Consider the following 13,506-nt stretch of genomic DNA (forward strand, 5'->3'; position numbering starts at 1 on the left):
TGATCTCCAGTGGAATCTTGCCTGGGTTGCGCAAGCGGTGTACCGAGGCAATCGGAATGTAGGTCGACTGGTTTTCGGTCAGCAGGAACACATTTTCATCACAGGTCACTTCAGCGGTGCCGCTGACGACGATCCAGTGCTCGGCACGGTGGTGGTGCATCTGCAGCGACAGGCATGCCCCCGGTTTGACCGAGATGTGCTTGACCTGGAAGCGCCCGCCCATGTCCACCGAGTCGTAGGAGCCCCACGGACGATAGACTTCGCAGTGGTTCTGGGTTTCGCTGCGGCCCTGTTCGTTGAGGGTGTTGACCATCTGCTTCACGCCTTGGACCTTGTCCTTGTGGGCGATCATCATGGCGTCCTTGGTTTCGACCACGACGATATTTTCCAGGCCAATCACCGACACCAGTTTGCCATTGCCGTGGATCATGCAGTTGCGGCTGTCCTGGATTACCACGTCGCCTTTGGTGACGTTGCCGTGGGCATCTTTTTCATTGACTTCCCACAGCGACGACCAGCAGCCGACATCGCTCCAACCGGCGGTCAGTGGCACCACGCAGGCGCGCTGGGTTTTTTCCATCACCGAGTAGTCGATGGAATTGTCCGGGCAGCAGGCGAACGTGGCTTCGTCGAAGGTGATGCTGTCGGCGTCTTGCTGGCTGCGCTCCAGGGTCAGCAGGCAGGTGTCGTAGATGTCCGGATCGTGCTTTTTCAGTTCTTCGAGGAAGCGGCTGGCACGGAACAGGAACATACCGCTGTTCCAGAAGTAACCACCGGACTGCACATACTCGGTGGCGCGTTTGACATCCGGTTTTTCGACAAAGTGCGAAACGCGGCTGACGCCTTCGGGCAGCAGCGAATCGTTGGTCGACTTGATGTAGCCGTAACCGGTTTCCGGTTTGGTGGCCGGTACGCCGAACAGCACCATCTCACCGTTTTCCGCGGCGACGGTGGCCAGGGCCAGGGCGCGTTGCAGGGCTTTCTGGTCTTCCAGCACGTGGTCGGCCGGCAATACCAGCATCAGTTCGTCACGGCCTTCATTGACCAGCATCATCGCGGTCAGCGCTACGGCCGGCGCGGTGTTGCGGCCGAATGGTTCCATCAGGATGCGCTGGGTTTCCAGTTTGCGCGCGGCCAGCTGCTCGTTGACGATGAAGCGGTGGTCCTTGTTGCAGACCACGATCGGCGTGTCCATGCCTTCGAACACCAGGCGTTCCAGGGTTTGCTGGAACAGGGTGTGCTCGCCGGTCAGGGCCAGGAACTGTTTCGGGAACTGCTTACGGGAAAGCGGCCAAAGACGTGAGCCACTACCACCTGACAGAATTACCGGAATCATGTTGTTACTCCTTGAAAATCGTTTGGTTAGGCTTTTGTGGGAGCTAGCCTGCCGGCGATGGCATCACCTCGGTACATCTGCAAAACCGAGTTGCCTGCATCGCCGGCAGGCCGGCTCCCACGAAGAGCCGGGTCAGTTCGGAAAAATCGTTAGCGCGTCGACACCGGGCGTTTTACCCAGACCGGCGACAGGCTGCTGCCGCTGCCGGTGACGTACAGCACCGCGGCTTCACCGCGTTCCAGGGCAACTGGCTTCACGTCGCCGACTTTGGTTGCGCCGTCGTACAGCGCCAGGCTGACTTTCACCGGGTTGATTTCACGCTCGCCACGGCCCTTGGCGGCCACGTTCGGCACCACGTCGGTCTTGCCGTCGGCGGTTTTCAGGGTCAGCGCCTTGTCGCTGAGGTTCTGCACGCGTACCAGGGATTTCTGCTTGTTCTTGAACGGTGGCTCTTCGATCAGTTGTGGCGCGCCGCTGGCGTTATTGACCAGGGTGTAATAGTGGTCACCGGCCAGTTTCACCGGCAGGGTCTGGCTGCCGACCTTGGCGCTGTAGTCACCGCCGGGCATGAAGCTGAAGTCGCTGCTGGACAACGGCGCGACATCGCTCAGGTTGGTGCTGCCGACGGTGGCGCTGACTTCGGCGTTGCTGGCGTTGTAGATGCGCACGAAGGACGAGCCTTTCGGTGCGGTCGGGCCGTACAGCGCGGAATCGCCCGCGGCAAAGGCCTGCATGGACAGCACGCTCATGCCGGCAACGAGAGCAAAAGTCTTGGCGAGACGACGAGGAGTTGTAGTGAAAGTCATGGAATTACCTCTCTCTTTCAGTTTTGCGCCCGGTCGGGCGTCTCGGATTTAGCGTTAATGGCTACGTTTTGTTGGCGGGCGCCGGCTTGTTTAAGCTCTGCGACCCACTGCGGGTCGGCGTCGCCGATTTCGTTGTTCACAGGCAGATAGCGTTCCGGAAACTCCCAGATCAGCACCTGTGGCGGGCTGTTCTTGAAAGCGTCGCTTTTGAGGTAGCTGAGCATTGGCAGGATCGGGCCGTGGCCGTCTTCGGCGTAACTGACCACGTCGCTGCGCAGGGCTTGTTTCAGCGCGCCGACAAAATTCCAGCTCGGGTTGGCGCTGTAGCTGGTACCGATCAGCGCAACCGGCACTTCGGTGTTGGCGAACAGCGCGTCGTCACCGGCTGGCTGGCCTTGCGTGGCAACCGTGTTGCGCTTCTGCAAAGGCTCTTGCGCCGGCATCAGGTTTTCGAACAGCGGGTCCAGCGGCAGGAACAGACGCAGGTCGCCCTTGTGGGTGATTTTTTCCGCAGGCTCGGTGACGAAATCTTGCGGCTCGCCGCTCAGCGGGTACTTGTCGGCGATGGTTTTGGCCAGGCGGTTGGCGGCGATCTCGGCGCCTTCCGGGGTCCAGTGGGTGTCGGTACGCAGGAACACTTGCTTGCCGTCGCGCTTGGCCGCTTGCAAGGGGCCCAGCAAATCAGGGGCAAGGATGCGGTCGGCGGCCAGGCGCTTGTGGAAGTCCTGATAGAGATTGGCGTGGATGCTGGCCGGTTTCACCTCACCCAGGTGTTCCGGGTACAGACGCACCTTGGCCGGGACCACCGCCATCACCAGTTTCACGCCTTTGTCTTTCAGGGTCTGGCGCACGCCTTCGACCAGGGCGTAGTTGCCCTGCAGGTTCAGCTCTTCGTTGACGGTCGGATGAAATTCCTCATCGCTGTACAGCCACTGGTCGCGACCAAGCACAACGCCCGGACGACCTTCGTTGAACAGTTTGAAATCCAGCGCGGCCCAGAGGTTGGTGCCCAGGCGCTTGATCGGGAACTCGTCGTCGTAATGCGTCTCCACGGCTTTGCTCCAGCGGCCGTTGAGCACCGTCGCATCGGCGTTGGTGCTGAAGCCGAGGAAGCTGCGGACCGACCACAGGCCCAGGGCCAGCAGCGTCACCAGGAACAGGGCGATGTAGAAGATGCGTAATGAGCGGGTCATGGTCAGATCCCTCAGAACTGGAAGTAAAGGAACGGCGAGAAGCTTTGCGCCGAGAGTTTGAGAATCGAGGCGATGAACAGCAGCAGCACCAGGGCACGCATTGCGTAGCGCGACCAGTCAGCGGTCCAGTAGGCCGGTTGCACCTGGGCTTCGACGCCGACGGTGTAGCCAGGCTGGTGGATGCTGGCCGGGTTATCCCCAGGCACGGCTTTGATCGTGCCGGCTGTTGCGGCGGCCGGGCCGTCTGCATCGACATTGACCGCAGGCTTGGTCTTGACCGGTGGCTGATTGCTGTAGAAATCGCGCAGGCCGAAGAACGCCAGGGTCACGTAGGCCACCACCAACGTTGCGATCTGCAGGCCGGTGAGGCTGGCCTGGTTGAGTTCCGACAGCGACCAGTCGCCGAAGCTGAACATGGCGCCGTACATGCGACCGGCCACGTGCAGGTTTTCCGCGCGGAAGATCACCCAGCCCATCACCACCAGCAGGAAGGTCAGTGCCCAGCGGATCGGGTTGAAGCTGCGCGGCGAGGTGTTCAGGCCGATGGCTTTCTCGATTGCCAGCCACATGCCGTGCCACGCACCCCAGACGATGTAGGTGATGTTCGCGCCGTGCCACAGGCCACCGAGCAGCATGGTCAGGAACAGGTTGCGGTAGGTGGTCAGCGTGCCTTTGCGGTTACCGCCCAACGTGATGTACAGGTAGTCACGCAGCCAGGTCGACAGGCTGATGTGCCAGCGGCGCCAGAACTCGGTGATCGACTGGCTGATGTACGGCTGCTTGAAGTTTTCCATGAAGCGGAAACCCATCATCAAGCCCAGGCCGATGGCCATGTCGCTGTAGCCGGAGAAGTCGAAGTACAACTGCGCGGTGTAGGCGAGGGCGCCGAGCCAGGCATCACCCGTGGTAGGGTTTTGCAGGGCGAAGCAGTGGTCGGCCACCACCGCGAGGGTGTCGGCGATGAAGACCTTCTTGATGAAACCCTGCATGAACCGCGTGCAGCCCTCGGAGAATTTGTCGAGGGTGTGGGTGCGGTTGTTGAACTGGTCGGCCAGGTCGCGAAAACGCAACACGGGGCCGGCGATCAGGTGCGGGAAGATCGCCACGAACGCCGCGAAATCGATCAGGTTGCGCGTTGCCGGGGTGTCGCCACGGTAGACGTCGATGATGTAGCTGATGGACTCGAAGATGTAGAACGAGATCCCGATCGGCAACAGCACGTGGGTCAGGATGAACGGCGAAAGGCCGACCGAAGTCATCATGGCGTTGATGCTGTCGACGCCGAAGTTGGCGTACTTGAAGTAGCCCAGGATGCACAGGTCGACGGCCACGCCGAGCAGCAGCCAGCGCTGTGCAGGTTTGGTCCGCACACCGGCGGCACCGACTTTCAGGCCGATCCAGTAGTTCCACAGCGTGACCGCCGCGAACAGGGCGAGGAAGTCCACACGCCACCAGGCGTAGAACACATAGCTGGCGATCAGCAGCAGCAAATTGCGATAGCGTTGCCCGCTCAAATAGTACAAGCCGAGAAAGATCGGCAAGAACAAAAACAGGAACACGTTGGACGAAAAAACCATCCCGATCTCTCCTTGTTTAACCAACAGTCAAGGGCCAACGGCCCCCCCAAACCCCCCACGGAAAACCAGGGGGTATTACACAAAACTCAAACCTTGCATCGACCCTGTGGGAGCGGGCTTGCCCGCGATAGCGGTGGGTCAGTCACCCTCAATGCTGGATGTGCCGGCCTCATCGCGGGCAAGCCCGCTCCCACAGGGTTTGTGTTTGTTCTAGGAACCTTTGCCTTTTTCGCTGGCCGGGTCGTAGACCTTGGTCAGGTCACCCCCGAGGCGGAAGGTCTTGAACGGTTGCATCTCGTGTTTCTTCTCCAGCACATCCGGCGAGCAGGTGTAGAGCGTGCAGAACGGTTCGAGCCAGGCGAATTTCGAGTCGACCTTGAGGTCGGTCATATCCTGTTTCTTACCGTTCTTTTCCTCGAACTCATCCGGGTCTTCCACCCCGGCCAGCACCCGGTCACCCAGGCGTTTGAGCGCGCCGTTGTTTTCCTGGCGCAGATCCACACCGTTGACCTGGGCGAAACTGGCGATCATCGCCAGCGGCGGCAGGGCATAGTTGTGGTAGGCCAGCGCGCGTTGCTGGCGCTTGAGTTCGTTGGGCAAGAAGCCCTGGGCGTCGACCTGGTTGACGCCGACCTTGTATTCCTTGACGGCCCAGTCGAACAGGTCGCGGCGGTTGGTGGCGACCGAAGTTGCCATCACCGACCAGGCGGCCCAGTACGAGTGGTTGTTGGTTTTTTCCAGCGGCAGGTTGTCCCAGTCGCTGACCACCTGATCGGCCATCTTGCTGAACCAGGCTTCGATCAACTGCGACTCCTGCTGATGGTTGGCCAGCGGACGGGAGTCGGAGAATTTCAGGCGAATGTACGAAGACGCCATGCTGCCCAACGCCCATTTGCGCATCGATTTGCCGGTGTGGTTGAAGTCCTTGGACATCAGCGCATCGGCCTTGGCCCAAGCCGTCAGCCAATTCAAAGTACATTCAAGCTGTTCCGGGCGACCGTCACGCATGAACTGCATCACGCGCTTGCTGGTGCCGCGCTCGATCTTGGTGATGTCGGCGGTACTGTCGCGAAAGGCTTTTTCCGATTGCACGTTCAGCGTTGAACGGGCCTTGTCCGAACCTTCGTACTTGCTGCGAAATTGCAGCGAGCCGGTGTACGGCGTCGGCATCGCGTCACAGCCTTCGCTCTTGTCGCCGCTTTTGACTTTCTCGATCGGCGCGAAGTAGCCCTGGGGCGGACGCAATGGCGCGGCCGCTTGAGTCGCGCCGGCGAACATCGCCAGGCTCAACAGCGTCAGTGTTGCAAGTTTCGGAGTTCGCATAGCAGACCTCATTGCCCGGCTGAAGCGGTACGTTGTCCAGCGCCCGGGAATACGTTGCGTTTGCAGACTTTGGCTTCGACTTTCTGTGGCGCGGCGCCCGCTTTATCAGGGCCCTGGATTTCGACGGCCAGCAGATTCTGCGAGGCCCAGTCTTCGTCCGTGCGCAACTCGAAGGCGAAACGCCCGTCGGTGTCGGAGGTTTCCGGTTTGTCGATCTTGATGTCCTCGTGGCGCCCGTTCATGTACCAGAGGGTGGCTTGCAGGGTTTTCACCGAGGTGTCGGCGAAGCGGATGTCGACCTGATGACTGGCGTTTTGCAGGTTCAGGTTTTTGCTGTTGACCATCAGTTCGTTCTTGCCCGGTTTCAAGGTGGTGCTGCCGGACATCTGTGCATCCTTGCCTTCGCAACCGTTGTCCAGCAGCGCCATCATCTGGCGGTAGATGGTTTCCTGGTCGAGCCGGTAGAGCGGCGAGAATTCCCAGATGAGAATCTTCGGCGGGTTCTTCTGGAACTCGTCGCTGCCCAGGTACTGCAGCATCGAACCTTCCAGGCCGCCGCCGGGGAACGCCACGTTGAGAATGTCGGCGCCGATGGCCTCTTCGAGGAAACCGGCGAAGTTGTAGTTCTTGCCGCTGTGGCTGGTGCCGACCAGGGTAATTTCCGGATTGCCGGAATCGCCGAACAGGTCGCCATCGCCCGCTTCGCCTTTCGGCTCGGTGGTGAACTGATCCATGTACTGGATCGCGTAGCTGGTGCCACAGAGTTGACCGGCCATGTTGTGCAATGTTCCGGTCTTGCCCATGCGACCCGACTTATGGGTCTCGAATTCACGCTTGGGAATGTCGGCGAAGGCCGGGATCTGCTTGACCTTTTCGGCGACGATTTTCGCCGTGCGCTGGGCGCCATATGGCGTCCAGTGCTGGTCGCCGCGGAAGTAGAAGTCGTGGGCCGGCAGGGTGTCGGGCAATTGTTCGTTGGTCAGCGGCGACAGGTCCGGCACCACATAACCCATCTGCGCGAAACGGCCGAGCATGGTCTTGTAGTTCTTCAGCGCCTTGTCGAAATCGAAGCTGGCTTTCTCGGCCGGATTCAACTTGTTGCGGTTCACCAGGCCACGGGTCGGTTGATAAACCACCACCAGCTCCACACCTTTGCTCTTGAACGCATCGTGCAGTTGCTTCATGCGTTTGTAGCCGGCCGGGGTGGTGTCGAATTCGGTGCGCAAGTCTTCCTGGGTACGGAACAGCCAGTCGCCCTGGGCCTGCACCAGGGTGGTGAAGTTCTGCTGGTAGCGCGTGGTGTAGTTCTTCGCGTCGTGGGCGGCCGGGCACAGGCTGCAGCACGGCTCAGCCGAGAATTTCGGCGCTTGGGCTTCATCTGCACGCGCGCCACCGCTGGCGGCGAGAATGCCGGCGGTCAGGGCCGACAGGCTGAGTAATTTGATCAAGTGTGGGTGCATAAAATTATCCTCAGTCCCGCATTTCGGTCTGGCGTTCGACGGGGTCGATCAGCACGGCTTTCTGCTGGCGCACCAACAGGTCGAGAATTTCATCCTGGCGCTCGCCGAGAATCCCCGAGAAGCTGATGCCGCTGGATTTGGTCGGTGCGAGCATGGACACGCGATACAGCTCGACGCTCAACGGCGAGTCGATGGACAGCGGGCCGCTGCCGTTGGCCGCCAGTTCACCGCCGACCACGATCAGCGACACCTGGGCGTCGAACGGGTCGAGCTTGATGTCACGGTCGGTGTCGGTCAGGTCCTTGATGTGCCCGTAGACGCCGGTCAGGCCGTTGGCCATGGCGACGTTTTCGTAGAGGCGAATGTTCACGCTGTTACGAATACGGATGCCGTGGCGACGGTTGCTGATCACCTTGTTGCCCCACAGCAGGTTGTCGGCACTCTCGTAGAGGGTGATGCCGTCGGTGTGGTTCTGGTAGATCTCGTTGTGCGCGATCAGGTTGTTCACGCTGTTACGGTCGATCACCAGGCCCGACAACTTGTTGTCGTAGCTGCGGTTGTTGAAGATGAAGCTGTCGTTGACCTCACGGGAAATGATGATCCCGTGCTTCTTCTTGGTCCCGAACACCGTGTTGTCGGCAATGATCAGACCGTGGGAACGGTCGTGCGGGTCGATGCCGTAGACGATGTTGTCTTTGTAGGTGTTGCCCTTGACCACGAAGTTGCTGGTTTCGTAGCAGTAAAAGCCGTACCACATGTCCGAGAATTCGGAACCGACGATCCAGCCGGTCGGTTCAGGGCGCTTGAGCACCTTGGCCATGTTCGGCGTGTACTGGGAAATACTCACACCGTAGGACTTACTGTTGGCGTAGCCGAAGCTGGCCATCTTGCTGTTGGCGATGTAGGTCTCGGTGCCGCCCCAGGCCAGCAGGAACGGGCGGAATTCCTTGGGCGACTTGAAGGCCGCCGGGCCGTTGGCCTTCTCGCTCCAGCCAGTGACCTTGGTATCACGCACGAACAACTGGCCGTCGTTGACCAGGAACGAACCGGCCTCCTGGGACAGGCGCAATTCCTGGGTCTGCTTGTCGATCTCCAGGATGCCCTTGTTGCCCACCACGATCGGCAGCTTCGCCAGGAACACGCCCGGCGAGGTTTCGCTGAAGTACTGCTTAGGCAGCTTGTTCGCCAGGTCCTTGAGGTTCATGTAGCCGTCGTCGACGAAGATCGCCTGGGGGATGCCGTGCTGGCGCACCACCCACTCGGCCATCTTGTTGTCGCCGCCGATGAAGTCCTTCAGGGCGTCTTCCTGCATCATCCGGCGCACGCTGATCTTGCCGGCCTTGCTGCGCACGATTTTCGCGGCGATGGCTTCGGCGGTGTAGCCCGAGGTGTCCGGCAGTTTCGGTGTGGCCAGTTCCAGCGGCGCGGTTGGGGCGCTGCTGACGGTATAGGTCTTGGCCTGTTGCAGTTCCTTGGCCATGGTGGCCGGCTTGGCGGCCGGCTCCACATTGGCCTGCACTATGTTGGCGAAGCCGGCCGCACTGGCCAGCAGCAAAGCGCCGGCCAGCAGGCTGATCGAGCCTTTACGGGCTTGATGATTCATCTGGGAGACTCCCTTCGCAATGTGCATCAGAAGCGCCAGATCACGTCGACGAACGCGCGGTGCATGTACGAATCGACTTCCTTGCCGTAGGCATCGCCCGGCTTGAACACACCACCGCGGAAACGCACCAGGGCCGAAGGCTCATCGATCTTCTGGCTCAACGCCGCCGGCAGCAGGCCTTGCTTGAAGTACTTGGTGACCACCAGATCCATTTCCTGACCGAGGTCTTTGTCACCGTTGTTCAGTGGCAGGGAAGTGCTGGACAGCACCGCGCCGGTCACGTCGTCGGTGTTGTTCTGCACCGCGTCGATTCCGTTGCTGGTGATCGGCTTGTTACCGTCGACGCGCCAGAATTTGTGGTAGATCAGGCTGGCGTCGTATTCGTCGTTGAGCATCCACGAACCGAACAGCGTGGCCGATTGCATGTTGTTCATTTCGCCACGGAAGGCTTCGCCGAAACGGTGCACCCGCGAGCGGGTACCGGTGTAGTTCGAGCGGTTGCTTTCCAGGCCGTTCTGTTCGTAATCGGCGCTGGCACGGGCGTAGGCCGCACCGACTTGCCATTGCGGATCGAGGCGCAGGCGCACGCCCAGGTCAGTGGCCCAGCCGTCGACATCGCCGCTGCGCTTGGCTTGTGCCGGTGCGCTGCCATCGGCGTTCAGCGGATTGACCGTGTCGCGGTCGCCGCTCATGCCGGTGATGCTGCCCCAGTAATTGACCGTGTTGGTGTTGCGCCAGTTGTAGGCATCGCTGTTGGCCTGCAGGCCCAGCCAGCTGATGTCGCCATTCTGTTTTTTGTCCAGCGAATCGCCCGGTTCACCCGGCGTCGGGTAGTCGAGCTTGCCGTCATCGTGGGTGTGATGACCGCGGATGCCGGCCCAGTGGCCCGGTGTCCATTGGTATTCGGCGTCGGCGAAGGCGTGCAGGCGGTCCTTGTCCTTGGGCGCCAGTTCCTTCAGGTCGGTGCGGTACTCGCTGAAGCGTTCGGCGACACCGGCGTTGGCGCGCAACAGGGTGGTGTCGAAGGTCCAGTTCAGGGCTTCGATGTTGGTGTCGCGCCATTGGCCGTCGTCGTTGCGCAGGCGCTGGCGACCCAACTTGAGGATCTCGCCGGGGTAGGGCGTGAAGCCACTGTAGCCGACCCAGAACTCGCGCATCGCCAGGTAGTTTTTCTTGGTCTTGCGATCACCGTTGTCGGTGGTCTGGGTGCCGTCGTTGTCGGATTCCTGCAGGGTGTCGGTTTCGATGATGTCGGTGGACGTCACAGCCTGACCCATGGCGAAGGCGCTCCACGCGCCGCTCTCGCCATAGACCCAAGGGCGCAGGTCGAGGCCCAGGCCGTTGACGTCGCCACCGCTCTGGGTGCCGAGGTCACGGTCGTCTTCGGACTGGCCGGTGATTTTCACGTCCAGGCCGTAGTTCTTGGTTTCTTCTGTCATCGCCGCCAGCGTCGGGCAGGACCAGATCAGCGCGAACGTCAGGCCGATACCGGCCTTCATGAATGGATTCAACTTCATAGGGATTCCTCGCCGTCTTCTTCTTGCAGGGCGTGCAGTTGCAGCGTGTTCTGGCTCAAGTTGCCGCGAACGGACTGTTCCTGTTTCAACAGGCGCTGGGCCTCGGCCAGCTGCGCAGGCGGCAGTTGGGCTTCGAGTGTTTGCGCAAGCTCGGTGGCTTGCGGGGTGTTCTGGGTCTTGGCCAGTTGGCTGAAGACATACGCATTGAGCGGGTCAGGCTTGGTGCCTTTGCCTTGGGAAAACAGTTGGGCGATGGCGAAGTCGGCGCTGTTCTGGCCGTTGCGCGCAGCAGTCAACAGGTGATCCAGTGCTTTCTGCGGGTAGACCTTGCCCAGGTAGCCACGGCGATAGATCTGGCCGAGGTAGTAATCGGCGGCGACTTCGCGGCCGACGGCTTTCTGGAAGTGTTCCTCGGCGACCTTGGCGTCCGCCGGGACCATCTTGCCTTCGTAGTAGAGCTTGCCCAGCAACAACTCGGCGCGCGGCTGGTCGGCGGCGCGGCCGTTGTCCAGGTACTTCATCATCTGGTCGACATCGCCCAGTTCCGGGAAGTCGTAGATCAGTTGCGCCAGGGTGACCCAGGACGCCGGGTAGCCCGGGGCGATAGGCTCAAGCAGTGCCTGCGCGGTTTTTTCGTCGGGTTGGCCCAGGCTCGCATCGGCCAGTACACGGGCGACGCTGTCGATACGCTGCGCCGACACGGTGCCGCGGCTGTGCGCCGCCTGCATCTGCTTGATCAGCTCGGCCTGTTGCTCGGGCTGGGCCTTTTTCTGATAGACCGTGGCCAGTTCGACGTAGCAGATGTCGGTGGTGTTGAGCGCGGCCTTGCAGACCTTTTCCACGTCATCCAGGTGCTGATCGTAGGTGCCCTGGGTGCGATACAGCAGCACTTGCGCCAGGCCCGCTTCCGGCTTGCCTTCGGCGCGCCATTGGCTGATCTGCTTCTGCGCATCGACGTTGGGGAAGCTGTGCGGGTGCTGCAGGTACAGCATCGCCAACGGGATCAGGGTGTTGCCTTCGCCAGCGGCGGAGGCTTTTTTCAGCAGGCCTTCGGCTTCTTTGTGCTCGGCTTCCGTTGAGCCCGGCTTGGCCACCAACAGACGGCCGAGACGGGCCTGGGCGCGCGGCGAAACACTGGCGGCGGCGCGGTAAGTCGCCTCGGCCTGTTTCATCTGCGCCGGGTCGTGGCTGTCGACCTGGATGTCGGCCAGGCCGACCTGGGCTTCGCTGTAGCCCAGCGCTGCCAGCTGTTGGTAGTTCGCCGCGGCGGTGGCGGTGTCGCCACGCTTGAGCGCTTCGTTGGCCAGGCGCTGGTCGGGCAGGCCGGCGCAGCCAGCGAGGCTCACCGCCAATGCCAGCGAGCACACCATATGACCCCTGTGGGAGCTGGCTTGCCAGCGATTCAGGCGACTCGGTATTTCAGAAAGATTGAGGTGTTCCAATCGCTGGCAAGCCAGCTCCCACAGGGTTTGTGGTGTTCTGAGTATTGGTGGAGTCTTCACAGGCATGTCCTCCGGTTACAGACCAGCAGCCATGGCTTTGTCGATCAGCCAGTTCAGGTTCGGGCCACGGTCGCTGTTCACTTCCACCGGGCGGCCGGCGAGGCTGCTGTCCAGGGCTTCGTCAGGCTGGATCAGGACGCGGATGTCGGAGGACAGGTCGGCGCTTTTCAGGCTGGTGCTGTTGACGATCTTGCCGGTGCGGGTCTTGTCTTCGCCGGCGATCTGGAAGCGCACCGCGGTGCCTGGCAATACGTCGCCGAACTGGCGATAGGAGAAACGCGCCTCGATGTTGGCTTCGGTGTTACGCGGCACCAGCTGGAAGATCACGTCACCCTTGCTGGCGTACTGACCGTCGGCAACCATCTGCTGGGCCACGGTGCAATCGCAAGGCGAGGTCAGGGTGCCGGTCATTTGCTTGCCGAACAGCTCTTCAACCTTGGCCGGGGCCAGTTGATCGTCTTCCAGGTGGCCCTTGAGCACGTCGAGCATGCTGGTGCTGAAGGTCGCCAGCGGTGCGCCTTTGGCGGCAACGCCATCGGCTTTCACCAGGCTCTGCACGGTGCCGTCGCGGGGCATGGTGATGTTCACGCCTGGCACGCTGACCAAGCCCGCCTGGGCGTGGCTGACGAAGTACATGCCGTACACCGACTTGAAGATGAACCCGAACGCCGCCAGGCCGACGACGAAAATCCCCAGGCTGAAAGTCACCGCTTTCATGCGCCCGAAAGCGCTCATGCCGTGACCGCCGTCCTTGATCTTGCGCGCCTTGGTGAAGTTGTCGCGCTGCAGGGTCGCCAGCACTTCGCCGATGGTGACGATGTCGCCGGCCAGGTGCGAAGTGATCAGATGGCGCAAGGTCGAGATGTCTTGCGGTTCCAGGTTCTGGAACTGGCAACCGGTGCGGCCGGTCTCGCGATCGCAAGAGCGCACCTGCAACTCGACGTCCATGGCCAGGCCGAGGTTGTCGATGACGAATTGCAGGCGGGCCTTGTACTTGTCGCCGACTTTCAGTGGCAGTTGCCCGGCATTGAAGGCCAGGCCACCGGCGGAAAGGTCGATCACTCGCGCTTCGACCGGGGTCCGGTCAGGGCCGAAGAAACGCAGCTTGGCCGGGATTTTCACTCGGGCGTGTTGGCGCTGGGCTTCAGATTCGTGCACTACGTTGGCGTTGACGGCGGTATTCATAAGG

Annotated in this window: 10 protein-coding genes; all 10 read right to left on the reverse strand. The window is 61.3% G+C overall.

Going from position 1 to position 13,506, the window contains the following annotated elements; genetic code table 11:
- The coding region (locus PMI35_RS14420; protein WP_008060510.1) for a mannose-1-phosphate guanylyltransferase/mannose-6-phosphate isomerase at positions 1-1,336 on the reverse strand (1,336 nt) is incomplete at its 3' end.
- A 149-nt stretch (positions 1,337-1,485) separates the two neighbouring features.
- Positions 1,486-2,142, reverse strand: coding sequence for an alginate O-acetyltransferase AlgF (locus tag PMI35_RS14415; protein ID WP_008060511.1), 657 nt, complete (start codon positions 2,140-2,142; stop codon positions 1,486-1,488).
- A 17-nt stretch (positions 2,143-2,159) separates the two neighbouring features.
- Positions 2,160-3,335, reverse strand: a complete 1,176-nt coding sequence (locus PMI35_RS14410) for an alginate O-acetyltransferase (protein WP_008060512.1) — start codon at positions 3,333-3,335, stop codon at positions 2,160-2,162.
- A gap of 11 nt (positions 3,336-3,346) precedes the next feature.
- Positions 3,347-4,912, reverse strand: a complete 1,566-nt coding sequence (locus tag PMI35_RS14405) for an MBOAT family O-acyltransferase (RefSeq protein WP_008060513.1) — start codon at positions 4,910-4,912, stop codon at positions 3,347-3,349.
- Between the two features lie 210 nt (positions 4,913-5,122).
- Positions 5,123-6,235, reverse strand: a complete 1,113-nt coding sequence (locus PMI35_RS14400) for a mannuronate-specific alginate lyase (protein ID WP_008060515.1) — start codon at positions 6,233-6,235, stop codon at positions 5,123-5,125.
- Positions 6,236-6,243: 8 nt separating this feature from the next.
- Positions 6,244-7,695, reverse strand: a complete 1,452-nt coding sequence (locus PMI35_RS14395; RefSeq protein WP_008060517.1) for an alginate O-acetyltransferase — start codon at positions 7,693-7,695, stop codon at positions 6,244-6,246.
- Positions 7,696-7,705: 10 nt separating this feature from the next.
- Positions 7,706-9,298, reverse strand: a complete 1,593-nt coding sequence (algG, locus tag PMI35_RS14390; RefSeq protein WP_008060520.1) for a mannuronan 5-epimerase AlgG — start codon at positions 9,296-9,298, stop codon at positions 7,706-7,708.
- Between the two features lie 26 nt (positions 9,299-9,324).
- The gene (locus tag PMI35_RS14385; RefSeq protein ID WP_008060522.1) at positions 9,325-10,815 is read right to left on the reverse strand and encodes an alginate export family protein; all 1,491 of its coding nucleotides are present in this window, start codon (positions 10,813-10,815) and stop codon (positions 9,325-9,327) included.
- Complete coding sequence (algK, locus tag PMI35_RS14380; protein ID WP_177325077.1) at positions 10,812-12,323, reverse strand: alginate biosynthesis TPR repeat lipoprotein AlgK; 1,512 nt, start codon at positions 12,321-12,323, stop codon at positions 10,812-10,814. Before algK ends, PMI35_RS14385 begins: the two co-directional genes overlap by 4 nt.
- Positions 12,324-12,332: 9 nt before the next feature.
- Complete coding sequence (locus PMI35_RS14375; RefSeq protein ID WP_008060526.1) at positions 12,333-13,502, reverse strand: alginate biosynthesis protein Alg44; 1,170 nt, start codon at positions 13,500-13,502, stop codon at positions 12,333-12,335.
- Positions 13,503-13,506 lie beyond the last annotated feature (4 nt).

Source organism: Pseudomonas sp. GM78, from assembly GCF_000282475.1.
Taxonomy (GTDB): domain Bacteria; phylum Pseudomonadota; class Gammaproteobacteria; order Pseudomonadales; family Pseudomonadaceae; genus Aquipseudomonas.